The organism is Bradyrhizobium sp. CB82, assembly GCF_029714405.1.
GTDB lineage: Bacteria > Pseudomonadota > Alphaproteobacteria > Rhizobiales > Xanthobacteraceae > Bradyrhizobium.
The window spans coordinates 2,912,343-2,938,750 of the sequence record NZ_CP121650.1; the positions used below are offsets into that span (position 1 = coordinate 2,912,343).

The 26,408-nt window shown below is 61.6% G+C and carries 22 protein-coding genes; 8 read left to right on the forward strand and 14 right to left on the reverse strand.

Annotated features, from left to right (window positions below; all coding sequences use genetic code 11):
• Positions 1 to 13: 13 nt before the first annotated feature.
• The 3 genes from QA640_RS13990 to QA640_RS14000 form a co-directional block, all read right to left on the reverse strand.
• On the reverse strand, positions 14 to 1,390 hold the full coding sequence (locus QA640_RS13990) for a VWA domain-containing protein (protein ID WP_283041223.1): 1,377 nt from the start codon (positions 1,388 to 1,390) through the stop codon (positions 14 to 16).
• Between the two features lie 5 nt (positions 1,391 to 1,395).
• Positions 1,396 to 2,343: a MoxR family ATPase gene (locus QA640_RS13995; RefSeq protein WP_283041224.1), complete on the reverse strand. Its 948-nt coding sequence runs from the start codon at positions 2,341 to 2,343 to the stop codon at positions 1,396 to 1,398.
• A gap of 146 nt (positions 2,344 to 2,489) precedes the next feature.
• A complete protein-coding gene (locus QA640_RS14000) occupies positions 2,490 to 2,690 on the reverse strand; it encodes a hypothetical protein (RefSeq protein WP_283041225.1) in 201 nt (66 codons plus the stop codon).
• Between the two features lie 225 nt (positions 2,691 to 2,915).
• Here QA640_RS14000 and QA640_RS14005 point away from each other — a divergent pair, with 225 nt between their 5' ends.
• Entirely contained in the window at positions 2,916 to 3,890 is a 975-nt protein-coding gene (locus QA640_RS14005) for a quinone oxidoreductase (RefSeq protein ID WP_283041226.1), read from the forward strand.
• A 40-nt stretch (positions 3,891 to 3,930) separates the two neighbouring features.
• On the opposite strand, the gene QA640_RS14010 is transcribed toward QA640_RS14005, so the two are convergent.
• Positions 3,931 to 4,206 (reverse strand): hypothetical protein, encoded by a 276-nt coding sequence (locus QA640_RS14010; protein WP_283041227.1) that lies wholly within the window; start codon positions 4,204 to 4,206, stop codon positions 3,931 to 3,933.
• A gap of 116 nt (positions 4,207 to 4,322) precedes the next feature.
• Positions 4,323 to 4,934, reverse strand: a complete 612-nt coding sequence (locus tag QA640_RS14015) for a S24 family peptidase (RefSeq protein ID WP_283041228.1) — start codon at positions 4,932 to 4,934, stop codon at positions 4,323 to 4,325.
• A gap of 170 nt (positions 4,935 to 5,104) precedes the next feature.
• Between QA640_RS14015 and QA640_RS14020 the strand changes: the two genes are divergently transcribed.
• The 4 genes from QA640_RS14020 (at position 5,105) to QA640_RS14035 (ending at position 7,612) form a co-directional block, all read left to right on the forward strand.
• On the forward strand, positions 5,105 to 5,617 hold the full coding sequence (locus QA640_RS14020) for a GcrA family cell cycle regulator (RefSeq protein WP_283041229.1): 513 nt from the start codon (positions 5,105 to 5,107) through the stop codon (positions 5,615 to 5,617).
• A 59-nt stretch (positions 5,618 to 5,676) separates the two neighbouring features.
• Positions 5,677 to 6,252, forward strand: a complete 576-nt coding sequence (locus QA640_RS14025) for a hypothetical protein (RefSeq protein ID WP_283041230.1) — start codon at positions 5,677 to 5,679, stop codon at positions 6,250 to 6,252.
• Between the two features lie 706 nt (positions 6,253 to 6,958).
• The gene (locus tag QA640_RS14030; protein ID WP_283042790.1) at positions 6,959 to 7,141 is read left to right on the forward strand and encodes a hypothetical protein; all 183 of its coding nucleotides are present in this window, start codon (positions 6,959 to 6,961) and stop codon (positions 7,139 to 7,141) included.
• Positions 7,142 to 7,270: 129 nt separating this feature from the next.
• A complete protein-coding gene (locus QA640_RS14035) occupies positions 7,271 to 7,612 on the forward strand; it encodes a phasin (RefSeq protein WP_283041231.1) in 342 nt (113 codons plus the stop codon).
• A 139-nt stretch (positions 7,613 to 7,751) separates the two neighbouring features.
• On the opposite strand, the gene QA640_RS14040 is transcribed toward QA640_RS14035, so the two are convergent.
• The 6 genes from QA640_RS14040 to QA640_RS14065 all read right to left on the reverse strand — a co-directional run bounded on the left by QA640_RS14040 (position 7,752) and on the right by QA640_RS14065 (position 20,077).
• On the reverse strand, positions 7,752 to 12,215 hold the full coding sequence (locus QA640_RS14040) for a cytochrome P450 (protein ID WP_283041232.1): 4,464 nt from the start codon (positions 12,213 to 12,215) through the stop codon (positions 7,752 to 7,754).
• Positions 12,216 to 12,283: 68 nt separating this feature from the next.
• On the reverse strand, positions 12,284 to 14,296 hold the full coding sequence (locus QA640_RS14045; protein WP_283041233.1) for a tetratricopeptide repeat protein: 2,013 nt from the start codon (positions 14,294 to 14,296) through the stop codon (positions 12,284 to 12,286).
• 2,424 nt (positions 14,297 to 16,720) lie between these two features.
• Positions 16,721 to 17,755, reverse strand: coding sequence for an IS110 family transposase (locus QA640_RS14050; RefSeq protein WP_283035464.1), 1,035 nt, complete (start codon positions 17,753 to 17,755; stop codon positions 16,721 to 16,723).
• Between the two features lie 117 nt (positions 17,756 to 17,872).
• The gene (locus QA640_RS14055) at positions 17,873 to 18,187 is read right to left on the reverse strand and encodes a cytochrome c (RefSeq protein WP_283041234.1); all 315 of its coding nucleotides are present in this window, start codon (positions 18,185 to 18,187) and stop codon (positions 17,873 to 17,875) included.
• Positions 18,188 to 18,596: 409 nt separating this feature from the next.
• A complete protein-coding gene (locus QA640_RS14060) occupies positions 18,597 to 19,427 on the reverse strand; it encodes an alpha/beta fold hydrolase (protein ID WP_283041235.1) in 831 nt (276 codons plus the stop codon).
• Between the two features lie 377 nt (positions 19,428 to 19,804).
• A complete protein-coding gene (locus tag QA640_RS14065) occupies positions 19,805 to 20,077 on the reverse strand; it encodes a hypothetical protein (RefSeq protein WP_283041236.1) in 273 nt (90 codons plus the stop codon).
• A gap of 511 nt (positions 20,078 to 20,588) precedes the next feature.
• On the opposite strand from QA640_RS14065, the gene QA640_RS14070 reads away from it, so the two are divergent.
• On the forward strand, positions 20,589 to 21,740 hold the full coding sequence (locus tag QA640_RS14070; RefSeq protein ID WP_283041237.1) for an OpgC domain-containing protein: 1,152 nt from the start codon (positions 20,589 to 20,591) through the stop codon (positions 21,738 to 21,740).
• A 2-nt stretch (positions 21,741 to 21,742) separates the two neighbouring features.
• Here the strand turns inward: QA640_RS14070 and QA640_RS14075 are convergent, their stop codons facing one another.
• Positions 21,743 to 22,003: a hypothetical protein gene (locus QA640_RS14075; protein ID WP_283041238.1), complete on the reverse strand. Its 261-nt coding sequence runs from the start codon at positions 22,001 to 22,003 to the stop codon at positions 21,743 to 21,745.
• Between the two features lie 255 nt (positions 22,004 to 22,258).
• Here QA640_RS14075 and rocF point away from each other — a divergent pair, with 255 nt between their 5' ends.
• Positions 22,259 to 23,236, forward strand: a complete 978-nt coding sequence (gene rocF, locus QA640_RS14080; RefSeq protein WP_283041239.1) for an arginase — start codon at positions 22,259 to 22,261, stop codon at positions 23,234 to 23,236.
• A gap of 138 nt (positions 23,237 to 23,374) precedes the next feature.
• Entirely contained in the window at positions 23,375 to 23,656 is a 282-nt protein-coding gene (locus tag QA640_RS14085; RefSeq protein WP_283041240.1) for a hypothetical protein, read from the forward strand.
• Between the two features lie 37 nt (positions 23,657 to 23,693).
• Here the strand turns inward: QA640_RS14085 and QA640_RS14090 are convergent, their stop codons facing one another.
• Together QA640_RS14090 and QA640_RS14095 are read right to left on the reverse strand one after the other, a co-directional pair.
• The gene (locus tag QA640_RS14090; RefSeq protein WP_283041241.1) at positions 23,694 to 24,908 is read right to left on the reverse strand and encodes a mandelate racemase/muconate lactonizing enzyme family protein; all 1,215 of its coding nucleotides are present in this window, start codon (positions 24,906 to 24,908) and stop codon (positions 23,694 to 23,696) included.
• 166 nt (positions 24,909 to 25,074) lie between these two features.
• Complete coding sequence (locus QA640_RS14095; protein WP_283041242.1) at positions 25,075 to 26,361, reverse strand: divalent metal cation transporter; 1,287 nt, start codon at positions 26,359 to 26,361, stop codon at positions 25,075 to 25,077.
• Positions 26,362 to 26,408: the final 47 nt, after the last annotated feature.

Genomic DNA, 26,408 nt, shown 5'->3' on the forward strand with positions numbered 1-26,408 from the left:
GACTTTCAGCGGTTTACTGATAGCTCGCCACGATATCTGACACGGCGCGTTCGAGCTGTTGCGCGGTGGCGCATTGTCGCGCCACGCTGCAAAATGTCGCGTAACGCGGCATCTCGGAGTCGCCAAAGCCCCAGACCATGCGGCCCTCGGGATTGAGCCAGACCAGTCGCTTCGATCGCTCGGAAATGCGCCGCAAGATGTCGGCGCGCGGATCGAGATTGTTGCTGCGGGCGTCGCCCAGCACGATCACAGTGGTTTGCGGCGTCAGCGTGCTCATGAACTCATGTTCGAAGTCGTCGAGGGAAGAGCCGTAGTCGGATGAGCCGAAGCCGACCTTGGACATGATCTCGGCCATCGCAGCTTCGGGCGAGTTCGATTCCAGGATGTCGCTGACCTCGATCAGATGCGAGGAGAACGCGAAGGAGCGGACGTCGTCGACCACCTCGTGCAGCGAGTGGATCAGGAGCAGGAAGAAGTCGGAGACGCGAGCGACGGAACCCGAGACGTCGCACAGCGCCACGATCTTCGGCCGGTCGCGGTGCTTGCGCTTCCAGGCGGTAAGGAACGGAACGCCGCCCCAGGCGGCGTTGCGGCGCAGCGTTCGACGGACGTCGAGATGGCCGCGGCGCTGGCGCTTGCGCGGCTTGCAATAGCGCTCGCGCAGGCGCCGCGCGATCTTGCGGATCAGCGCGCGCATCTCCTCGACCTGGCGCGGCTCAATCCGGGCAAGGGGCGCGTTGCGCAAGATCTCGTTGCGCAGGTTTTCGGCCTCCTCGCGCGCATAGAGCGCGAGCCCCTGCGAGACTGTGTCGCGGACGGCTTCGCGCAAACCCTCGAGTGCCGTGCGCAGACGCTCGGCGAGCGAGGGGTTGGCCGCGGTCAGTTCGTCGAGATCGTCGCGCAGGCGCTGAATGCCCATCGCGTCGAGGATGCGGCTGGAAAAGATCCCGCGCTGGGTGGAGTAGCGGATGTCGGACAGCGACGCGGCGCTGGCGGCGCTGGCGATCGCTGCGGCGATCGCGTTGCGGTCCTGCGAGAGCAGCATCTGAGCTAGCGGCCCCAGGCCGTCGGTGGGCGGACCGCCGCCCGCGTCATTCGTCGTGCCGGGAGAGGGCGGCTGTCTGCCCGCCGGAGGCGTATCGTTGTCGTTGGTCTTGGGCCGCTCCTGGCGCGGCTCCGGTTGTCTAAAGAAAAGATCAAAGCAGTCGCCGAGAGCGAGCTTCTCGTCCTGCGACTTCGCCAGCGTCAGCAGCAGCGCATCGCGCAAGATGCCGCGGTCGGAAAAACCGACCTGCGCGACCGCGCGCATCGCGTCGATGCTTTCGGCGGGCGAAACGTGGACGCCGGCGCCGCGTGCCGCACGAAAGAAGCGATGGAGGTTCTCCCGCATCGGTGTCAACCGAAGACGTTGGACCGCGCCGCCTTGGCAATGAACGTCGTGACGTGGGGCGCCGCCGCCTCGATGTCGGCCTCGTATTTCAGGAGCACGTTGAGCGTGTCCTTGACGATATCGGTGTCGAGCTCGCCAGACTGCAACAGCACCAGCGCGCGTGCCCAGTCGATGGTCTCGCTGACCGAGGGCAGTTTTTTCAGGTCCAGCGTGCGAATCTCATGGATGAAGCCGACCATCTGCCGGCGCAGCGTCTGCGAGATGCCGGGCACGCGGCTCTCGACGATGCGCTCCTCCAGCCGTTGCTCGGGGAAGCCGATGTGCAGATGCAGGCAGCGCCGCTTCAAGGCGTCGCCGAGATCCCGCTCGCTGTTGGAGGTGAGGATCACCGTCGGCGGGGTGATCGCCGAGACGGTGCCGAGCTCGGGAATGGTGACCTGGAAATCAGACAGGATTTCCAGCAGCAGCGATTCAAACTCTGCGTCCGACTTGTCGATTTCGTCGATCAGCAGCACGCAGCCGCCGGGCTGCTCGAGTGCCTGTAGCAGCGGGCGCGGTTCGACGAACTCCTTGGAGAAGAAGACGTCGCCGAAATCATGCAACTGGTCGAGCGCGGCGTGCAGCGTCTGCGCGCCGCCGAGCACTTCGCCGAGCTTGTCCTTGAGGATTTGCGTGTAGAGAAGCTGCTTGGCGTACTTCCACTCGTAGAGCGCCTTGGCCTCGTCGAGGCCCTCGTAGCATTGCAGGCGGATCATCTTCATGCCGCGCCAGGCGGCGATCGCCTTGGCAAGCTCGGTCTTGCCGACGCCGGCGGGCCCCTCGACCAGGATCGGCTTCTCGATCTGTTGCGACAAATAGACTGCGGTCGCGATCTGCCGGCTCGCGATATAGCCTTGCGCGGCGAGGCCGCTCTCCACTGCCTCGATCGAGGTCGAGGCCTTCTGATCAGCCACGAATGGGCGCTCCCGGTGGTCCTGCTTGAGGCTTGTTCTGCCCCCCTTCCGGACAAAGGACAAGCCTCGATTATCGGGGAACGCATTGCGCTGATGGCATTTTTCCGCTCAGCGCAAATATGCGAGCGCAGGCTCGGCGGTCTCGATCAGTGACGCAGCAACTCAGGTTTGCGGATGGTCTGCCGCACCTCGCCGCCGCAATCGGCGCATTCGTAGACGAAGTCGATTCTGGCAAGGCTCCAATGCGGCTCGACCTCGCGCACATACATGGGCAGGAACCCCATGCAGCTAGGGCAAATCACAGGCGCGATCTCGATGCCCTGATGATGCTGTACATAGGCTGGCATCTCGGCTCTCCTTCGCAAGCGACCACCAAACCCCGCGCAGAATCTACCGCCGGTGGCGTGAGCGCCGTCATCAACTCTTTCGAACAGAGGCGGAACGGCGGGCGTTTGTCGTTCGCTGTGACATTCTTGTAACGTCTCTGTACTGTAACGGGCGGACTAAATGCCTATTTCACAGCCCAGCCCGCTTCTTCGACGAACACTCCAACAATAAGGGAGCAAACACCCATGACGCATGCCATTCGTTTTCACAGGACCGGAGGTCCGGAAGTCCTGGTTTGGGAGCAAGTCGAGGTCGGCAAGCCCGGTCCGGGTGAGGCGCGCATCCGTCACACCGCGGTCGGTCTCAATTTCGTCGACATCTACAACCGCTCGGGTCTCTATCCCGCGCAATTGCCGAGCGGGCTCGGCAGCGAGGCGGCCGGTGTGGTCGAGGAGGTCGGACCCGGCGTCAGCGATTTGAAGCCGGGTGATCGCATTGCCTACGGCGCCTCACCGCTTGGCGCCTATTCCGAGGCGCGGCTCATTCCCGCCGACAGGCTCTTGAAGCTGCCTGACGGCGTTGACGACAAGACCGCAGCGGCAATGATGCTGAAAGGGCTCACGACGCAGTATCTGATCCGGCAGACCTACCGTGTGAAGGCGGGCGACACCATCCTGCTGCATGCGGCAGCCGGCGGCGTCGGTCTTATCCTGAGCCAGTGGGCGAAGCATCTCGGCGCGACAGTGATCGGCACGGTCAGCAACGACGAGAAGGCCAAGCTCGCGAAGGCGCATGGCTGTGATCACGTCATCATCTACACGCGCGAGGATTTCGTGAAGCGCGTCGAAGAGATCACCGGCGGCAAGAAGGTGCCGGTCGTCTATGATTCAGTCGGCAAGGACACTTTCTTGAAGTCACTGGATTGCCTGGCGCCGCTCGGTGTCGTCGCGCTGTTCGGCCAATCCTCCGGCGCGGTCGAGCCGCTCAATCTCGGCCTGCTCGCGCAGAAGGGCTCGCTCTACGTCACCCGCCCGACGCTCTTCACTTACGCGGCGAAGCGCGAGAACCTGGTCGCGATGGCAGGTGAACTGTTCGACGTCGTGAAGTCCGGCGCGGTCAAGATCGAGGTCCACCAGACCTATCCGCTGAAGGACGCGGCGAAGGCGCATGCCGATCTCGCGGCGCGCAAGACCACAGGGTCGACCGTGCTGTTGGTATAATGCCCGATCGGATGATGATGCAGGCCGCTCGCGGCCTGCATCATGACCGTTCGTGCTTGCGCAGGTCGCGGGCGTGATCGAACCGGTCCGCCTGGAGATCGACTTCGCCAGGCGCAACTTCTGGCAGCGCGGCCTGGGTGAGAATGTCCTCGGTCACGTCCTCGACCGCGGACCCGCTGATTTCGTGGATGAAGCAGATATTTCCGTATTCACCGGAGGCGACGCGCGAGACGACCTCACGCCGGGAGATTTCGGGGTCGACCACAGCTTCGCGCCCGCGGCGGCCATAATCGATCATCACGACGAAATACTGCATCAAGATTCCCTGCCCGCATCGAGGCAAGCTGCAGTATTTCTGAAAATAGGAATCCAGTCAAGTCTCGATTTCCAAAAATCGGAAATCGAGCTCTGTGATCTCGAACAGGCCCCGCGTTATTTGCCCTTACCCTTGCGGGCGCGGGCCGACTTGGCGCGCAGGCGCTCGAGCTGGCCCTTGGGCATCGTGAGGCAGATTTCGCCGACCCATTCCAGCTTCACGCCGACGATCGGCTTGGCGTTGAAGCTGGCGAGGTTGACGACCGAGGGGGTCTTGCCTCGTTCGATGGTCTTCAGATAGCGCTCTCCCGTCTTCAGCCGGACCACGGCCTCCTCACCATAGAAGCTCGACAGCGGGAAACGTTGCTCCTTGTAGGCCACGATCACGTCGCCATTCTCGTACTTGGGCAGCATCGAGTCGCCCATGACCTCGAACGCGACTGTCTCCTCCATGATCGGGAAGGGCAGTACGACGTCGCCAAGTCCTTCCGGCGGGACCTGCTCATATTCCGGCTCGATTACGGCGCCGGCGCCGACCCGGCCCATGATCGGCGAGAGATTGAGCTCAAGGTATTCCATAATGGGCAGGATTTCCGACGCCTTGACCAGGCGCTCGCCGCCGAGGATTTCGGAGACCGCGCCCGGGCGGACGCCCATGGCCTGGGCCAGCCCGCCCTTGCTCTTGCCTGACCGCTTCAGGCCTCGTTCGATCATCGTCGCGTCCAGCATGGCGATTCCCTCGCTTGTCCATCTTCGTGACCACCTTAACCCGAAATTCGGAATTATCTATTACGAATATCAGAATTCCGCGCTGACTTGTCCTTCGGAATATCGGAATGTCTCGTTCGCCTCAAGAGGGTAATTCGGGCCAAATGGGGCGGATCACAGGGCAAGTCAGTATGGAACCGGGCAACTGGGCGTCGGAGCATTCCAACGCACTGCGCGACTATTTTCTCAAGGGAATGTCTTTTTCGAAGATCGGAAGGGAGATTAACGCAAGATTTGGAACGAATTACACACGAAATGCGGTGATCGGGCGGGCCAAGCGGATGGGGCTTGCCGCGCCCGGGCGGGCATCGAGCCCCCCGATCGCACCGCTCTTGGCGAATGGACCTTTTCCGCAAAACGCTTCGGGGAAAGGCGAGGCGTCCAAACCGCCCCTCGTGCCGGCCGGACCGCTCAAGTTGCGCTGCGTCGGAATCCGGCCGAGGCTGATCTCGCTGCTCGCGCTCGAACCTGGTGACTGCCGCTATCCGTATGGTGGGGATAAGGACGGGGAGCCGATCGCCTTCTGCGGTCATCCCCGGCGCCCGGGCTCCAGCTATTGCACGCCCCATTTTCACCTGACCTCCGGGCCCGACACGGTGCGAACGACCGGCCCGGTCATCCTGCGGCTCGTCGCGGCCGCTTGAGCGCGGTCGCCCCGTGCTGGGAATCCCGTTTCCATCGTTTTGTGTCAAGGAGTATCCAAGTGGCACGTGCCAAACGGAGTAAGACCTACAGGTTGGGAAGGATCTACGACCGCAGGTCACGCGACTTGCCGCCACACGCCGAAGTGGCGGAAGTCGAAGTCGACAATCCCTTAGGCCTTGATCCCGGCGAGAAGATCGTCGCGTTGCGCTCGATTCGCAACGATCCGTTAGGTCGGCTCCATGCGCATCACCAGATCGATGAAGCGCAGTACCGTGGCGGCCGTGCGTTCCAGAGCGACTGGGAGAAGGCGGAGCGGGGGCCGCAGGCGATCGATCCGAACCGGGAATATGTCGACGGCATCCTTGGCCGCGAGCCCGTCACCGAGAGCCAGCGCCAGGCGGTGCTGCGGCTCAACCGGATCGAGCACGAACTCGGCACCGACGGCGCGGCGCTCGTGCATGATGTCCTGGTGCTCGGACTGACGATGGAGCAGGTCGGCGAACGCCGCGCCGTGCGCAGCCAGCGTTGGAACGACTATTTCTCCAAGCGGCTGCAGGAATGCCTGGACCGGCTGGCTCTGATCTATGGCTTTGCGTCTGACGACCCTGGCGCGACAAGCCCCCGTAGCCGCTAGCTGAGAAGCTCGCGCGAACGACGATCCAGGATGGGGCGGCTCCCACGGCGGCGCTGATTGCGGCCACGATCAGCGGCGCCAACGAGCCCTGGCGGCTTTCGATCACGCGCGAAGACGTCACTGTGACGGGAATGGCCGGCTAGCGTAGGCTTGCGATGGCGAGGACCACGCAGGCGAAGCAGGTTGAAGAGCATGCCGCCAAACATCAACGTGCAGATGCCGGCGCCGATCTGGGTCCAGCGCAACTGGGTGCGATCCACGGCATGCGCTTTCCCTCCAGGGGGGCGGCTTCGTTGGCGCGCCCTGGGCGCGATGAGACTGGGATGAATCGTCGCGCTGGGTTATCGTGTGAGCGTGACCCCACTCCCCGTTTATATTTGGAAACAGAATACGTCGCATTGACGCCGGTTGAGCCAAGTGCAGCTATCACCTGTTGAATCCTGTCGTGGGCGGGGTGGACCGGGTCCGTCATCCGGAATTGCTGAGGTCCGATGACGACAAAGTAACCCTCTGCCAGCAGTTTGGCTTGCCGGAGGGGTTGTTCCTTGTCATAATTGCAACCTCATCGGGTTCGCCCGATCCGTTGCGGGCACGCGATTTGGTGGTCCGCCCGCGGTCACCCGGCCGAGAGCCGTTCATGTCCGACGTCTGGTTCTTGAATGCCGTGTACCCTCTCACGAAGGCCGTTCCTTTCATAGGGTGCGAGATGAAAAACCTCAATTTCGCGACTGAACTGCACCTGAAGCTGGGGGCGCCTGCGAGTCAAACCGTCGAGAGCCTGCGACTGCTGCGTGCATTCCTCAAGCTCGCGCCCCGGCAGCGTTTCGAGGTCATCAAGCTGGTCGAAGACCTCTCCACCGAAGAGATTTCCGAACATCCGCTTTCGTGAGGCGGGGTATCGCCCGTCGACGCCCCAACCAGAACCGACTGCCCCCAGGAATCCCTAATCCCGGCCGAACTGCTGGAATGCGATCCGACAAGTGTGATAGATCAGTGAGGACAAGGGGAGGACGGCGACATGATCGAACCGAAGCTCGAAGTTCCGGCCGAATTGCGCGATCTGGCCGAGAAGACCATCGATCAGGCGGAAAAAGCCTTCAGCCTGTTTTTCGATGCTGCCACCAAGTCGATGTCATCGGTGCCTGGAACCGGCACAGAGGTTTCCAAGCAGGCGCTTGCTTTCACTGAACAAAACATGAAGACGGCGTTCGAGCACGCACGCAAGCTGGTTCACGCAACCGATCTCCAGGAAGCGATGCGCATTCAGTCCGAATTCCTGAGAAGTCAATTCACCAACGCTGGTGAGCATATGCGACAGATCACCGGCAACCTGATGCAACCCGGCAAAGGCAAGTCCTGAACCGCAGGCGGCGCGCGACTGTCGGCTCAACCGGCAGGGATTTGCCTTGATGGGGGACTTTCGCTCGCCGCCCAAGCGTTTGCCCGCAAAGCGCGTAGATCTCAGTTCCTGAGCCCACAGCGAAGGCATCGAGCTTGCCTCAAGGACCTTGGCTAAGAAACCGCAGCGCCGAGCGACTAGGCAGGAAAAAATAGCCGCCCCCCTTGACGGTCACAAAAGACTGCAACCCGGTGATTTCAAGAGGACCGACCGTGGTGGGAACGGTGAATGTCCCCGTTTTGCCGGGACCAGATGTGCCCACTAGAGGATCCCGCTCATCCTTCAGACCATGAAAGGATGGCGAGCTAATCCAGGTCTGCTGAAGAAACTCGAACTGGCGCTCAATATCGGCGTTGAGGCACATGAACAACAATCCCTTTGGCTCGCAACTGTCTATTCGTTGTGACGCCTCGCACGTTGTCCCTTCATCTTGCGTGGACCAGTCGCTACCCCGTTTATCGAAGTTACCTGGCCCGTTCGCCACGCCCCGCGCTTCCAGTCGCTGATCATCACCGACCGGATCTTCCCCGCCTGATCCTTCCACATAGGGCCGACCTACTCGCACGATCCGGTGCCGGTTGGAAATCTTGATCTGCTCTTCACTGCCGGGCTGAAGGCTGTCCCGCGGGTTCGCGCGCCGGATATGTGCCCCGTAGGGGCAGCGAAGCCCCTGGGGATCTTCGACCCCAGGCAAGAAGTCGTTGTCCTCGTCTGCTGCCGGACCTTCCGGATGTCGAATGAGCGATGCGCCATCTCGCCAACGCCCGACCATTTTGGCGGCGACCCAATGTGCCGACAGGTTCGCTGTCGGATAGGCGCTGCGGAGCGCGCCGGCGGTAGCATCGAGGAAATCGTTGAAGCCGGCGACGTCTTGCTCGAGTTGGCGCACAACAAGAAAGGACCCATTGCGTCCGAGATCACGGGGGGCGCTCGCGATCTCACCGGCGAATGCCGGAAAGCGATCCTGTAGATTCGCAGGCGTGTCCGGCAAAATGTTATTGAGATCGCGCTCGGAGGGAACCACCGGTGTCGGCGGAAAATATCCATGATTGTCCGCGTAGCCGAGCACGAACTCGCCTGGTTCGACGACATGGATCGAGTTGGCATCGCGGGCGAAACGTTTCGTGCCCCGGATGATGGGCTGCGAGATGCCATCACGAAAACCGAAGGGCTCTCGCGAACGACCCGGATCGCCCACATCCTGCATGCGAATCGAATGGAATGGCAGGAGGCCGAACTTCCGAGCTCTGCTCAGTTCCTCCTTCCGCAAGGATTGCAGTTCATTCGGCGTGGTCGCATAGAGGAGCAGTATGGCGTCGGCACGTTGTTGAGCATCACCTGCTCCCCATTTCCAGTGCTCCGGCGCGCTGGCCTCGAGGTCACCGAGAATTCGTGACCGCTCGCTCATGCCTTCGACGAAAGCTGCAGGGAAGGAGTCCAATATGTTCCCGACATCGCCGTCGTTCATCTTGTCGGCGATCAGACGCCGCAAGCCTGCCGCTGAAAATGCCATCATCAGTGCACGCCTCTCATCCACAACATCGCCGAATGAGACTCGGGAAGTAGACGCGAGGGGCAACTCGTAGTCGGCACGCAAAGGCAACATTGGCTCTCCATTCAGCTCCCCGTCATCCGCGACAGTGCTGCACATTGCCGTGATGTCCTGAAGCCACTTCCTGCAACGTGCAGGATCGTCAGGAAAGCGCAGGAGAACCATCTCGGCCGAGCCAAGCCTTCCCAGAGGTCCGAACACAAGAGACTGGATCTCATGCAGTTCGATCGCTGATGGCGGACGTGGTTGAGAGTTGAACAGATCCAGCCAGGCTCGGGCCTCGCTCTCGGTTCGTGCGTTGGCCAACCCGTAACAAATCAGCGCGTTGTTTCGGATCTGATCGGTCGTCAGTGCGGGAAAACGCGAGTACCAGAATGGCGTCGGTACCTGCTGACGCCTTACCCAGCGCTTGAAGCGCGCTCCGTCCTCTGCACCGTCCAGTATCAGGAATCTTGTTCTTGGAAAGCCTCTTCCGTTGCTCCACACGGCAGTCTGACCGTAGTGGGCCTTCGTGATGAAATCCTCCAGGTAACTTTCCCAGCTACCGTCGTAGTTGGCGAGAAATACCAGCCGGCCGGTCTTGGGCAGCCGAAACCAGCGGGCGAAATGGATGGTGCCGATGTCAAGAATGAATCCAGGCCGGAATCGGTGTTTGACCAGCTTGTTGATTCCCCAGAATGCCGCCGCAAGCGTCAGGCGACGCAACCAACCTGCCTTTAGCGGCGTGATCGCGGTGAGATGGTTCTGCACATACCCCGGCGGGTTCTCAACTGCCAAAAGCTCTTGTAGGTGGATTGGGCCGGGATCGAGATCCTCAACGGGATCGGCAGCTTCCTGACGGCGAAGCAACAAGACCAATGCCGACAGAACAAGCAACACCAGGAAACCGACATAGAGCAGACCATCGACCAGGGAGATCAGGAAACTGCCTATCCTAATTGCCCAATCCAACCAGTCTTGGATGAGTCTACCGTGCCAAACCACCAAGAACCGCAGCAGTCCCATTCCGATTGTCAACGCGGCCAGCGTAACGATGAGCGAGCGATCGGTGAGGAAAGACTTCACGGCCTCTAACCTACCGAGGTCCGCGTGTCGCGAAATCGCCAACGGCTTGTTCAACGGCCTCACCAATCGATGTCTTAGGGTTCCGCTCCTGAGCAATTCGTCCCGCGTGAATCGAAGGGCCGGCATTGCCGGCAACGCAAGCTTCCCGTTCTGCTGAACCCATTTCGTAACGAGCGTATAGGCGACGTTCGCGATCTTTCGTTCCTGGTCGATACGGGTGACAGCAAGTTCCGGCGTTCCCGAAAAGTTTAGTCCGCTTGTCACATGCCGCGTTGCAAGGGGCGTAGCCTTCGAATGAACGACGTTGTCGTGCAGACAACGCTTAAGCGCTTCGAGATCGCCTATCCCACAGGCCAACTGAAAAATCGGAAGCAGTTGACGTTCAGCCTTTTCACACGCCGCGTCAATCGCCGATCCTTCCGGTCCGTCCACGTTCAGCTCGAAAACCACATAGGAGGGCTCGTCCATTTCACCCTTTATGACGTTCAGACTCGCGAAATGGATCCGCTGCGTTTCATCGAGCGCTGTCCGGATCGGCGCTTTCGCCGGGTTGCCCAATGAAGCTATTTCCCGGGCGACTGCGTCGTGATCCGCTTCACCTGCCATTGGAATGCAGATCGTGATCATTGACTGGGTGCGCTGGCCATCCTTCGGAGCGAACTGCACCGTCAGATGTCGCGGGAACGGCCCCACGTTTTCTTCCTGGCCGACCCTGTGTAGGCCGCTCTGCCTCAGCAATGGCTTGAGGGTTTGCGTGATCTGCGCTCTCGCGATTTGCTCACCCAGACAGTAGTGGTCGAGCCCCATCCCTCCGAACGCAAGATCATCCTTCAGTTGACGTCCGGGATCGAATACTTCGGGTTGATCTACATGAGAGCGATCGAGCATGGCCGACATGATGGCAGCGAGGACGACTCCGTCTTTAGGAATCGTCGTTGGCCACCAGCGGTCCTTGCTCAGAATGAACGGCTGCTTTGCATACCGCGGAAGACCTGGGACGATGGGTGGCCTGAATCGCAATGCTTCGATCAGGCAGCTCTCGAGCTCCTCGTCGTTGTCCTCCCGAGCCGCACTCGCTGCCTGCTGCATCGCTTCCGTTTTCTCGAACAGAATCGACAAGATATGGGCGGCCGCGAGTGTGTTGGTCGGCACGAATCCCACCGCCAGCCCCAATAGCATCGCCGCGATTTCGTCGTCCGTGGGCCCATCCGCTTGTACTTGCATTGCGATGAAGCGATCCACCAGTGTGCGGCGAGAGTTGTGCGTTCCGACCCTTGCCTGGCCGAGGGACCTATGGATCACGGATTTAACCCGCTGGGCGCCTGTGAGCGCGAGCTCGCGCGTTACTGGATCGCCATGATAGTCTGCGAACAGCAGGGTGCTGATTGCCATCAGCCACTCTGCGAATGCTTGCGGATCATCGACGTCAAGTCCGAAGTAGGCCGCGCACACTTCGGCCGGCACCCGTATCACCAAGTCTTCGATCACATCGATCTGACCGCCAGAAATTTCGACAAGCTCTGTTGCGATGCTTGAGGTCGTCGGCACGATGGTGCGCTGGATGTCCTCCGTTTTAAGAACGGAAGTGAGAAACGCCTTCTGCCGGTCGTAGTCGCGCCCTGGCGGCATTCCCAGCAAGAAGCTCGCGCCGCCCGTCAGCTCCGTCATCTCCGGTCCGTACGGCACCTCGAAGACATCCTGACGCGCGCGCACCATTTTGACGTCATCGTATCTGGTGACGACGTACACCCCCCAAAGCTTTAGAATGGGCAGGAAGCGCAGGACGCGGTAAAGGGGATGCCATGCGAGCAGCCAAGTCGTGATCCGGCTTCCGACGCCCCCCTTCTTCAATCGGCTCCAGTCAAAGGCGTTTGATGGCGGTTTGTTGGCCGAAGCAGCTTCTGCCTCGCGAATCTTCTCGTAGTACTTGACCTGCTGGGGCTGCATGGTCCGCGTCCTTTCGTTCCGCCCTCCGAGTCGGTCCGGAATCGTCAGCAGGCCGCAAAACGAGGATCTTATCCCCGAAGAGCGTCTGTTCCCACGTGGCCGGCTTTTTTTGCAAAGCCGGCTCGGGAATCGGCGAGAGCCAGACCTTCAGCGAAGTAGTCGATCCATCTCTGGTCCTTGAAAGGCAACCAATCGATATATTTCGTCGAGAAGTCAGGATGCTTGGCGAAGAGGATTTCCAGCTCTTCAGACGCCTGTTGGTGCTTACCGGATCGCGCAAGCGCACCGATTTTCGTCATGCGCGCGTGCCAGTAGGCTTGGCGTACTCCAAGGGAGTCTTCGGCAAGCGCGATCGCCTCCTGCCAGTCGCCTAGCATGTAGCGCACGGCAGCGAGCTCACCGAGAACATAGAACACGTAGTGGTCGTGGGGGTTCAAGCGCAGAGATTTCTTGAGGGGAGCCACAGCATCTTCAGGCCTGCCCGCGAGCATTTGACTGCTACCAATTTGAGCGTAGGCATAGGCCAGGCTCGGATTTAGCCGTATCGCCTCGTTGAGATGACGCAATGCCGCATCCGGATCGCGCAGGAGGATTTCCGCACATCCTGCCAGCAGGTGTCCCCGACCGTCGAACTCATCAGCTTTGAGCGCGCGCAGCGAGAGCTCCTTGAAGCTCATGACATGCTCTCGAGATCGGCGCTGGGTCCAGATATCGTAAAAAGTCCACCATGCGACATGGAGCAGCGCCTCGACCGAATGCGGATCTTGGGTCAATGCTTCCTCGAATAATCGACGCGCCTCCTCGGCGTCGACGCGGGTCAGGCGATTCAGGTGCCATCGTCCACGCCAGATCAGCTCCCAGGTATCCAGGCGGCTACGCCGCTTGGCTCGGGCCCTCATCTGTTCGGCATGTCCGATGCGCCCCTCAAGTGTACCGGCAATGGAAGCAGCCGCATCATCAAGAGCCGATAACATATCCGCCAGTCGCACATCATACTGCGCGGTCCATAAAATGTGCCCCGCCTCGCTCTCCACCAGGCGGACGACGATCCGTAGCCGATCCCCTTGGACGCGTAGATTCCCGCCCAGTAGGTAGCGCGCGCCAAGCAGCTTCCCTATCCGCCTTGGATTCCTGATGGCTCCGCGAAACGCAAAGCTGGAATTGCGGTCGATGATCGGCAGCCAACGCATGTTCGAAAGGGCCGTGACCAGGTCTTCGCTGAACCCGTCTGCCAGATATGCGCTCTGAGGATCCTTGATTTCGAGGGGCAGAACAGCCAGCGCCGCTCGACCGCTGAAACCCGGGATTGGCTGGCTAACGTCGATAATTGACAATGCCGGAGCGATTTCCGGCGTGCCGGCCTGATCAGCCATCACTTCGAGGATTTGGAAGCGGCTCGGTATATTCTTGAGGACCAGCTCGCCCAATGGGCGAAATCCGAACTCGACCTTTCCCGTGACTTCGGCATGCACCGGCTCGGATATAACGATCCCACCCGTTGGGCACACCTCCTGCAATCGAGCCGCGATATTGACGTGCTCCCCGTGCAAGACACCATCTTCATCAATGGCTTCACCAACGCTGACGCCGGTGCGCAGCCACATTTGCTGATCCTTGGGCAGCGTTCTATTTCGTTGCCGGAGAGCGCCTTGAATCGCGACGGCGCAAAGAACCGCGTCGACTGGACGCGCGCACTCAATCATGAAACTGTCGCCGGCGCTGCCGAACACGCGGCCATTGTGCTTGCGTACGGCGTCGTAAACCACCTGACGGCAGGCGCGCAGCGTCGTGACCGTCCGTTCATCATTCTGAGAGATTAGACGGCTGTATCCGACCACATCGGCAGAAAGAAAAGACGCAACACGTCGCTCAAAAGTTGCCGCCATGCTGAACCTCGAGTTTCCGCACAGGATGTCGGCAGGCAGTGAGCTCTGCCGCGCAACATCGGCATAGTCGATCGGTTCCCTATGGAGGGATATTATAGTCCATAAGACCGCCGCATCTGCAATTTCCACCCAGTTCAAAATCAGTTCTTTGAAAGCGACCTCCGTTGAGGAGGTGAACGGATGATAGCACAGCAATTGCTGGTTGAGAAATAAATGGTGACTCGACAGTTTTCCATGCTGGCGAGAGGGGCGCGGGGCGACCTCGCATATCGCGTCGGTTCGACTCGAGGATGGGTAGAGCGGAAGCAAAACCCAACCAACGGCCAAACCCTGACGACAACGGTAGTCACTTACTCAATCACCCGAAAAAGGGATGATGGGATTTTGCTTCGATGTACCCAGCCTAAAGTCCGGAGATTGGCCTACCGGGCGCGAGGTCTCCTTTTAGCCGAATTCAGACCAGCGGATTTGTCTGCGGTGCTCGGCTTGTAGGTTCACGCCCTTCTGTAATGGGCCCGATGATGTCAAGCCTCCCGAGTGAACGTCACGCCGCCGAGCTCATGCTTCTGTCCGTGGTCAACGCTTGGCCGCCACATCATGCTGTCAGAGGGAGCGGTGAGCCTATCTAGATACGCGTGGTTCGTCGGGCGACGGCCACTGGGCGTGTAACGGCTTCGCCGCATCCACCGTCCCGGCGACGGGACTTCGGGCACTTCTGTAATGGGCCCGATGATGTCAAGCCTCCCGAGTGAACGTCACGCCGCCGAGCTCATGCTTCTGTCCGTGGTCAACGCTTGGCCGCCACGTCATGCTGTCAGAGGGAGCGGTGAGCCTATCTAGATACGCGTGGTTCGTCGGGCGACGGCCACTGGGCGTGTAACGGCTTCGCCGCATCCACCGTCCCGGCGACGGGACTTCGGGCACTTCTGTAATGGGCCCGATGATGTCAAGCCTCCCGAGTGAACGTCACGCCGCCGAGCTCATGCTTCTGTCCGTGGTCAACGCTTGGCCGCCACATCATGCTGTCAGAGGGAGCGGTGAGCCTATCTAGATACGCGTGGTTCGTCGGGCGACGGCCACTGGGCGTGTAACGGCTTCGCCGCATCCACCGTCCCGGCGACGGGACTTCGGGCACTTCTGTAATGGGCCCGATGATGTCAAGCCTCCCGAGTGAACGTCACGCCGCCGAGCTCATGCTTCTGTCCGTGGTCAACGCTTGGCCGCCACATCATGCTGTCAGAGGGAGCGGTGAGCCTATCTAGATACGCGTGGTTCGTCGGGCGACGGCCACTGGGCGTGTAACGGCTTCGCCGCATCCACCGTCCCGGCGACGGGACTTCGGGCACTTCTGTAATGGGCCCGATGATGTCAAGCCTCCCGAGTGAACGTCACGCCGCCGAGCTCATGCTTCTGTCCGTGGTCAACGCTTGGCCGCCACATCATGCTGTCAGAGGGAGCGGTGAGCCTATCTAGATACGCGTGGTTCGTCGGGCGACGGCCACTGGGCGTGTAACGGCTTCTGTAATGGGCCCGATGATGTCAAGCCTCCCGAGTGAACGTCACGCCGCCGAGCTCATGCTTCTGTCCGTGGTCAACGCTTGGCCGCCACATCATGCTGTCAGAGGGAGCGGTGAGCCTATCTAGATACGCGTGGTTCGTCGGGCGACGGCCACTGGGCGTGTAACGGCTTCGCCGCATCCACCGTCCCGGCGACGGGACTTCGGGCACTTCTGTAATGGGCCCGATGATGTCAAGCCTCCCGAGTGAACGTCACGCCGCCGAGCTCATGCTTCTGTCCGTGGTCAACGCTTGGCCGCCACATCATGCTGTCAGAGGGAGCGGTGAGCCTATCTAGATACGCGTGGTTCGTCGGGCGACGGCCACTGGGCGTGTAACGGCTTCGCCGCATCCACCGTCCCGGCGACGGGACTTCGGGCACTTCTGTAATGGGCCCGATGATGTCAAGCCTCCCGAGTGAACGTCACGCCGCCGAGCTCATGCTTCTGTCCGTGGTCAACGCTTGGCCGCCACATCATGCTGTCAGAGGGAGCGGTGAGCCTATCTAGATACGCGTGGTTCGTCGGGCGACGGCCACTGGGCGTGTAACGGCTTCGCCGCATCCACCGTCCCGGCGACGGGACTTCGGGCACTTCTGTAATGGGCCCGATGATGTCAAGCCTCCCGAGTGAACGTCACGCCGCCGAGCTCATGCTTCTGTCCGTGGTCAACGCTTGGCCGCCACATCATGCTGTCAGAGGGAGCGGTGAGCCTATCTAGATACGCGTGGTTCGTCGGGCGACGGCCACTGGGCGTGTAACGGCTTCGCCGCATCCACCGTCCCGGCGACGGGACTTCGGGCACTTCTGTAATGGGCCCGATGATGTCAAGCCTCCCGAGTGAACGTCACGCCGCCGAGCTCATGCTTCTGTCCGTGGTCAACGCTTGGCCGCCACATCATGCTGTCAGAGGGAGCGGTGAGCCTATCTAGATACGCGTGGTTCGTCGGGCGACGGCCACTGGGCGTGTAACGGCTTCGCCGCATCCACCGTCCCGGCGACGGGACTTCGGGCACTGGGCTTCTGTTCAGCCCGATTGCATTCCAGCTCTTCTCCTCGTGCTCTATGCTGCGATCGGGCCCGCGTCAGCCCAGCGGTAAGTTGTGCCGTCGACCCAGATCCGATGCAGGATCACTGCGAGCTTACGTGCCAAGGCGACTTTGGCGCGCTTCGAGCCTCGCCGCTTGGCGACGTCCATCCCCCAGCGCTTAAGTTTTGAGAACCGGGTGATGCGCGACAGCAGAACGTTGGCGGCCTCATACAACACCGTACGCACTATCTCGTCGCCGGCCAGCGTGATCCCGCCCGTGACGTCCTTTTCGCCCGATTGGTACTTCTTTGGCGTGAGCCCGAACAGCGCGCCTGCCGATTTTGACTTCGTGATGCGATTGGGGTCGTCAATCGCCGATTTGTAGGTAATAGCCACCAGAGGACCAACGCCTGGCACTGTCATTAGCCGGCGACAGACCGCATCGTCACGCACCGTTGCCAGCACAGCCTTGTGTAGCCTTCCGTACTCAGCCTTCAAGGCCGATCGCGCCGAAAGCATCGCTGCGGCAATGCGCTCCAATGTCGCCTGACCCGCAACCAACTCACGGATCCGCGCTTCGAAATTCTTCCGCGTCACCGGGCCAACCTTCAGCCCAAAGCCGCGCAAAATCCCGCGGATGCTCAATTCCACGTCGATCAGCCGCCCGAGAAGCTGTTTGCGTGCGATCAGAAGGGCCCGGATCTCTTGCGCATCGACCGACTTTGCGTGTACCGGCCGGAACCATCCCATCCGGATCAACTGGGCAATCCCGCGCGCATCCTTGCGATCCGTCTTGACCGTCATCGCAGATAATGCGGCCTTTACATGTCGCGTTTCCAGCAGAACCGTTTCGAAGCCTGCTCTTTTCAGCGCCGCATGCAGCCATTGCGACAGCGGCCCAGCCTCCAGCCCGATCCGCTTCACTGCAAAGCCAAGCGTCTCAAAAAATTCAACCAAGGCGTCGGGTTCGCTCGCGACCTTCGCCTCCTTCAGGATCTTACCCTGGGCATCCACAACGCACACGCTCGACAGTTCCAATGATACGTCGATTCCGGCATAGTTCTCCACGGCTGTCCTCCGTCTCCAGATGCTTGGGGCCGACTCAGGTCGTGACCCCGTTTCATCATCTATCGGGGGACAGCCACCATCATGACCCCTTGCTCGGAGCAGGGCCCATTACGGCATCTAGCGCAGCGAGCCAATATAAGCGGCGATGTCGCCGGCTTCGATCCGGCTCAAGGGGAAGTTCGGCATCTTCGGATGCGGATCGAGCAGGAAGAAGGCAAGCTTCTCCGGCGTGAAGTCGGGCCGGCGCGCGATGGCCGCAAAGGCTGGGATGTCGGCACTCGCCTGGTTCTGTTCGCTCGTCACGAGGTGGCAGCTCGCGCACCAGCGCTTTGCAAGATCGGCGCCGTGATCCGGGTCGGCTGCGGAAGCCGGCGATCCGGACAGGCCGGCTGCGACGATCAGGGTTGGAAGCCATCTGATAGGTACGCGCATGAGGCGTCCTTTGAACCATTTGTCCGGTGTCCGCGCTCAACCGCAGCATGATCCGGGGAATTGCGAGAGATCGATGCGGGCGATGATCCACCGGACCAGCCTGCGGTTGGAGCGGTAGAGACGGCGAAGGAAGGCCGACGCAGCCGTGGCAGGCAGCCTTAGACGTTGTGTGTAGTGCGACATCTGGGCATCCCCGACGCTCGAGGCTCGCCTTGTCGCGCATTTGGCGCGGCGCCGCCTTGATCTGCCGCAAGTCGGCCTGGCCGGGGCGTGACCCACATGACGCGCTCGGCCGTCGTCGCACCCTGCGAACCCCGTAGGTCGCTTCAGCCATGCCACCGGTTCAACAAACCACGGCTGTTGGAGGACAAGCGGACCTCAGTCGTACCCGTCGATTGACGAATGGGGCCTAGTAGTCGGCGGGGTTCATGATCATCGGGCTGGTCGTATCGGCCCGCGCGAGCTCGCTCCTGGAGCTGCTGCGGAGGAACTGATCCAGCGTAGCTTGGATCTTCTCCTTCACCGAATCCGGGCCGCGGTCGCTCAACTCGGTGTGCTGGGCACCGGTATTGATGATGTCGATGCCGCGCGATTTCGCCTGCTCGGGCGTCGGCAGAACGCCGGGATCAGTCACGAAATTCGGGTCCTTCGAGCGGAATGACAGGATCTTCAGGTGATTGCTGAGCACGAAGGGCACCCGCAGATTGTCGAGCGTGATTACCTTCGCCACCAGTTCGGGATGCTGGTGGGCGACATACATGGAGACGTCGCCGCCGTTGGAATGGCCAACGAGCGTTATGTGATCGTATTCCGCATTCTGCTGTTGCTTCTTCAATTCGTTAAGCACGAACAGGATGTTCGCCTCGCAGCGCATATAGACGCCCTGCCTGCCGACATAGGGTTGGCCGATCTTGGTCATCAGGGGCGGATCGGTCGGTAGATCCTGCTGGATGCTGGCAACGAGATATCCGCGCGCGGCGAGCACGTTGGCCAGGAACGAGTACTCGGTGGCTTTGACCGTGTTTCCGTTGCTGATGACCGCAAGGGGAAGCTTCCAGAGGCCAAGATTGGCCTTGGTCTCGTAATCGCGGCGCACGGCGATGTCGACCGAGACCGGCCGCTGGCGTGCGGCGTCGAACAGATTGAGCGTCTCGTGGCGGATCGCGAACTTGCTCACGGCGAAATATTCGCCCGCAGCCAGGACGCAAAGGAATGCCAGAATCGCAAAGGCCCTTTTCATCGTTTTCCCCCGATCACTTTTCACAGAGGTATGATGGGGAACTCTCGGATCGAGCGAATGTGAGGGCGAGACCGGATTAAATTTAGGCAAGCTTATGCGGTCCACTGCAAAGCAAAACAATGGGCCGAGAACTAGAGGCAGTTTGTTGCCTTTGCCTCCGCTCCGGGCAGAGCCTGAATGCGTTCGACAGGGTGAACGGGAACCGCGCGTTCCGACGCCCATTGTCGGGCGCGGTCGCTGAGCGGCACGGCGACGGCGAGATCGGCCCCGCAAATCGTCCCACAGGAACAGACGTATGCCAGCGCTGGCAGACGTCAGCGACAGCCCGTCGTTCAGCGTCGTTCCACACCGCGCCACCATCGGCAAAGTCGTAGATTCTAGTAGTCGGTCCAGTAGCGGAAGTTGAATGTCTGGTCGAAGCGAAGCTCGAACGACCCGGCAAGCCCGTTGTCGCCGGCGATTTCGGCGTCGCCATAGCCACGGCCGAAGGCGGCGCCGCCGAGATGGAATTGTTGCGACGTGAAGAGGGCGTGACTGCGGTCTGGCTCGCGCTTGAGAACTTGATCCACCACGAGTCGGTACGAGTCTGGTAGCATGTGAACCAGGCGTTCGGGACCCGAGAAGTTAGCCGAGGTGCCGTTGCGCGACAAGAAGGTCGTCGGTGCAGTGCGAGGCGCCAAAGATGTCGAGCCCTTGGCGATAGGTCGGCGTCAGATAGTTGGTGCCGCCGAAGCGATCCCGAGGTCAGGCCCGCGGTGACATGGTCGTTGTACCACGATCCAGACATATGTGCTCCGATACGTTGCTGAAGGTGAAGGCCACGGCTAGCGTGAGCGAAGATGCTTGCGAGTGAAGCGGGACGATGCTTGCCGTACTTCGAAGGACCCGGTGATGTCGCCGTCGAGACGACGGGCACTGGCGCGGATCGTTCGCGATCGTCGACAGGTTGATCGCCAGCGTGTCGCCGGGCGCAAGAGTTGAGCATGAGATGTCATCGACCGCCCGATGCCGGCTGCTGAGTTCGAACGACAATTCCTGACGGTGCGTCCGGGTGGCGGTTGGCGCGGCCTAAGCGCGGCGCGCGGTCGTAAAGACAAACCCGGCCAAATCTGTATCATGGGCCGCGTGCGACATGCCAGTCGTGTGAGGCTCATCGAGATCGTGGCAAATTATCAGCCGAAGTTGGCCAAGTCCGCACCTCTGATCGACCAGAAGGGCCACCGCGATTTGCGTTTGGATATCTGTCGCGGGCTGGCGCTGTGGTTCATCTTCATCGATCACATCCCGGACAATTCGTTGGCGTGGCTGACGCTGCGCAATTACGGCTTCAGCGATACCACCGAGGTGTTCGTCTTCGTCTCCGGCTACACCTGTATGCTCGCCTATGGCGGTGCCCTGCCGGAGCAGGGATGGCTGACGATCATCGCGCGCGCACTGCGGCGCTGCGTCGAGATCTACTGCGCGTTCTTGCTGCTGTTCGTCGCCTATGTCGCCCTGGTGTGGCTCGTCGGCGGTGGCGAGCGCTACGTTGATGAAACCAACACGGGCTTCTTCTTTAGGGATCCTGGCGCTGCGATCGTGCATGCGGCGACGCTGCAATATACGCCCGTCAATACCGATATCCTGCCGACCTTCGTGCTGCTGCACCTCGCATTCCCGGTGCTGTTGTGGCTCCTGATCCGCATTCCCACGACGACATTGGTGGCGTCGTTCCTCGTATATCTGATGGTCCAGCTCCGGAGCTGGCATATGCCGGCATGGCCGACCGGTGAGCTGTATTTCAACCCGTTCGCGTTCCAGTTTCTGTTCGTGTTCGGCGCCTGGTATGCCGGTGGCGGCGGTAACATGATCAGGCCGCTCGCGCAGTCACGCGCGACCCTGGTCATCGGGCTGCTCTATCTGCTGTTCAGCCTCGTCGTCACCTTGAGTTGGCAGTTCGAGGCGCTGAAGCTGCTGATACCAGACGACGTCTCGAGCCTGATCTATCCGATCTACAAGAGCCACCTGGCGCCTGTTCGGCTGTTGCACTTCCTCGCGCTAGCTGTCGTTGTTTGGCGCTTCATGCTGCGGATGGGGCGCCTAGGTGCGCCGGCGCTTGCGGTTGCGATGATCCGTTGCGGCGAGAATTCACTCTCGATGTACTGCTTGGGAGTGCTGCTGTCCTTTGTCGGTCACGTCATCCTAAGCGATCTTTCCGGCGGCTTCCTCGCTCAACTTTGGGTCAGCATTGCCGGCATTGCGGTCATGATCGTGGCTGCCACGCTGACGACATGGGAAGCGCAGCTCGACCGGCGGGGACCGAAGCTGTTCTGAGGCTAGCGCCGGCGTGCAATCGCAACGCCGAACAGGAATGCAACGAAAAGGCTCGCCAGCGGCGCCTCGCGCGTGATGGCGGCGATCGTCGACAGCGGTTTCCCTGGCTTTCGCGCCTCCTCAATGGTCGCGGTCAGGCGATCGACAGCGGCATGCAGGCCGCCGGCGACCTCGCCGATCGTGCGGGAGACATCGGTTGCGGCATCGACGGCGCGCTCGGCTATGCCTGATTGCGAAACGGGTTCCGGTATGTCCACGCTCAAGGCTCAAGTTCTCCACGCCCGCGAAATGGCAGGGACCGGCACCTTTGGCTATCCTCGCGAGCGCTCGTTTTGAACAGCGGGTCCGAAGACCTTTGGCTATCCGCGACTGGCGCCGTCTTGACGGCGGGTGCCGGCCTGCATCTGCAATTCAGCCGGCGGGGTTTTGTTCCCGCGAGGTCGGCGGATCCGGGAAACGACGGATGCGAATCTCTGTTAGGCTGACGCCCCAGCACAAACCTGATCAGGGAGACGGTCGTGACCGATCGTACAACATCGGATCGAACCAAGCGCATAGCGTTGCTCGGCGCCCCCATCGACATGGGGGCTTCGCAGCGCGGGACCCTGATGGGCCCTGCCGCTTTGCGGACCGCCGGCCTCGCGACCTTGCTGGAAAGTCTCGAATTCGAGGTCGCCGATCATGGCGACCTTTCGGTTGCCGGAATTCCCGATCCCAGCGACGAGCCGCCCCACAACGCCAATCACTACCGCGAGATCCAGCGCTGGACGCGCTTGCTGAGCCATAGGGCCCACGACGTCGCGAAGAGCGGGGCAGTCCCGATCTTTCTCGGCGGGGATCACACGCTGTCGATGGGCTCGGTCAACGCCATGGCGCGTCACTGGCAAGAGCGCGGGCGCAAACTGTTCGTGCTCTGGCTCGATGCGCATGCCGACTACAACACGCCGGCGACGACGATCACGGCGAACATGCATGGCATGTCCGCGGCGTTTTTGTGCGGCGAGCCGGGGCTCGACGGGTTGCTCGGCAATGAGCCGCGCGCCTCGATCGATCCCGGCCAGCTCGAGCTGTTCGGCACGCGCTCGATCGACAAGCTCGAGGGGGAGCTGATCCGCACGCGGCGCATCCGCGTCGCGGACATGCGCCAGATCGACGAGTTCGGCGTCGCCGTGCTGATCCGGCGCTTCATTGAGCGGGTGAAGGAAAGCGACGGCGTGCTGCACGTCAGCTTCGACGTCGATTTCCTCGACCCCTGCGTGGCCCCCGGCGTCGGTACCACGGTGCCGGGCGGCGCGACCTATCGCGAGGCACATCTCATCATGGAGCTGCTGCACGATTCCGGGCTGGTCCGGTCGGTTGACATCGTCGAGCTCAATCCGTTCCTGGACGAGCGCGGACGCACTGCGCGGACGGCGGTCGAGCTGATCGGCAGCCTGTTCGGGCAACAGATCGCGGATCGCCCGACGCCGAGCAATGCGATCTCGCCGGCGGAATGAATGGCGACCTCGCCCGCGTCGGCTGAACTTATCAACTGGGCGCTTTCGTTCAGATGCAGGCGGAACTGTCCGTTCCCCGCGGAACTCTCCGAGGCGTCATTGAATTAACCTCGCAGAGGAAACAGTCCAGAGTGTTCGATGGCAACCCGCTTCACGAACTCCCTTGCCGTTACGCTTCGCCATCCCGGCGTGATCGCGCTCATCGTCGCCGGCGTCACCATTGCCGCGATGCTGCTCGTCGATCACGGCCCGTGGAACCGGGCCAAGTCGCAGCCCGCGCATGTCGCGATGTATCACACCACAGGTGAAGCCGCGCGCGCCGCAGGCGCGATGGTGCTGCCGACCGAGCCGAGATCGCCGGTCGAGCCGGCGCGCCCGGGGCCGAAGACGTCCCCGACCGTCAATCCCGTGACGCCTTAGACTAGCCTTCAGCTTTTGGCCTTCAGCGCTTGCTCCTTCAGTTCTTGCGGCCGTAGTTGAGGAGCCCGCCGCTGGTCTTTGGCGGATGCGCGCGCAAGGCCTCCTCGTTCGGCTCGGTGCCCCAGCCCGGGCGGTCCGGAATGACGAGATGGCCGTTTGCGATCTCCGGCTCGTGCGTGAAGAGTTCGCGGTCCCAGGCCAGGCGATCGATGTCGATCTCCATGATGCGCAGGTTCGGCACCGCGGCGCAGAAATGAGCGTTCATCATCGAGCAGAGATGGCCGTAGAAATTATGCGGCGCGACGTTGACCTCGAAGGCTTCGGCGGCGGACGCAATCTTCATCGACTGCCAGATGCCGTTCCAGGGCGTGTCGATGATTGCAACGTCCATCGCCTGCTCGCGGAAATAGGGCAGGAATTCGCGCAGGCCCAACAGCGTCTCGCAGGATGAGATCGGGTGCGGGCTTTGCCTGCGAATATAACCCAGCGCTTCCGGATTGAAGCTGTCGATCTCGACCCAGAACATGTCGATGTCGGAGATCGCGCGCAGGATCTTTAGGTAACCTTCGGTCTTGGCGTTGAAGTTGCAGTCGAGCAGGATCTCGACGTCTGGCCCTGCGCCGTCGCGGATCGCCTCCAGATGCATGTGCAGGTCGCGCAGGATTTTCCGGTCGACATTGATCTCGGGCAGGAACGGCGTGCCGAAGCCGGGCCGCCAGCCAGTCGGCATGCCGCTGTCATAGGAGAAGATGTTGGTCTTGAGCGCGGTGAATTGTTTCTCGCGCACTTCGCGCCCCATCGCCTTGACGCCGTCGAAGCTATCGATCGGCGGCTTGTACCAGGTGGGGTGATTGATCCGCCACGTCGCGCAATGCGACCAGTACACGCGCACGCGGTCGCGGATCTTGCCGCCGAGGAGCTCATAGCAGGGCACGCCGAGACATTTTGCCTTGGCATCGAGCAGCGCATTCTCGATCGCACCCAGAGCCTGCGCCACGACGCCGCCGGCGGCCGGCCGCGTCGCCGCGAACAGCTCGGCATGAATGCGCTCGTGCTGGAAGACGTTTTGCCCGACAACGCGCGTGGAGAGCCGCTGGATCGCGGCGCCGACGCCCGGCGAGCCAAAGCCCTCGTCGAATTCGCTCCAGCCGACGATGCCGTCCTCCGTCGTCAGCTTAACGAAATGATAATTTCGCCAGCCGGCATCACAGGCGAGGATTTCGATGGCAGTGGCTTTCGATGAACTCGTCATGTCGCTCCCCGGCGGCTCCTGGTCGGGCCGTGTTGATCTCTTGCTTTCGCGTGCGCTCGCCACGCTAAGCCAAGGCCTTGCGACCGTGAAGCGGTGGGAAGCGCGCAGCGCTCATGCAACGGCGTCATTTTGCGGCGCGAAAAAGCGGAAAGGGCCGCGCGCGGCTTCAGGCGACGACGGACGAGCCGAGCAGGGCGACGACCGCGAAGGCCATCAGAGCCGTGCCGAGCCAGCCGAGCGCGATCAGCCATGTCCGTCCGCTGAACTGGCCCATGAGGCCGGCATTCGAGACGATCAGCATCATCATCGCCATGATGGGGACGGCGACGATGCCGTTGAGCACGGCGCTCCACACCAGCATGTGAATGGAATCGATGCCGGTGAAGCCGAGCGAGAAGCCGATGACGGTGGCGGCCGCGATGATCGTGTAGAAGCCGACGGCTTCGTCCGGCTTCGCCTCCAGCGTGGCGCGCCAGCCAAAGATCTCCGCAACGCCATACGCCGCAGAGCCTGCCAGCACCGGGATCGCCAGCAGGCCCGTGCCGATGATGCCGAGCGCGAACAGCAGGAAGGTGAAGTCGCCGGCGAGTGGACGCAACGCCTCGGCGGCCTCAGTCGCCGAATTGATCTTCGTGACGCCGTTCGCGTGCAAGACGGACGCCGTGGTCAGGACGATGAAGAAGGCGATGCCGTTCGAGAGCAGCATGCCGAGCGTGGTGTCGGTCCTGATGCGCGTCAGCTCGGGATCGCCGGCGCGCGGCGCCTTCGCCAGCGGCCGGTGGTTTTTGTGGTTCATCTCCTCGACCTCCTGGGAGGCCTGCCAGAAGAAGAGATAGGGACTGATGGTGGTGCCGAGCACGGCGACGACCATCAGGAAATAATCGGCGCTGACATTGGCCTGCGGCCAGACTGCCGCGAGCAGCGCCGTGCTCCAGGGGATTTTCACGGTGAAGGCTGTCGCGACATAAGCGAACAGGGACAGCGTCAAAAATTTCAGCAGCGGCGAGTAGCGGCGATAGGGCACGAACACCTGCAGCAGGGTCGAGGATGCCGCGAAGATCAGCGCGTGCTCGTGGTTCAGCCCGCCGATGACGAGCGACAGCGCCTCCGCCATCGCGGCGATGTCGGCGGCGATGTTGAACGTGTTGGCGGCAACGAGCATCGCGACCAGCGCCAGCACCGCCCAGCGCGGCGCGATCTTCACGACGTTGGCCGCCAGCCCCTTGCCGGTGACCCGGCCGATCCGCGCGCTGACGAGCTGGATCGCGATCATGAAGGGCAGGGTGAGAAACACCGTCCAGAGCAGGCCAAAGCCGAACTGCGCGCCGGCCTGCGAATAGGTGGCGATGCCCGACGGATCGTCGTCGGCCGCCCCCGTGATCAGACCCGGCCCCAGCCGCTTCAGCACCATCCGAAGGGATTTTGGCGGTGCGCGAAGGGTGGAGTCGGTCATGAACGGCGGCGCCTCGTTTCGGTTGGCGGTTGCGAATTCTCCCGGCT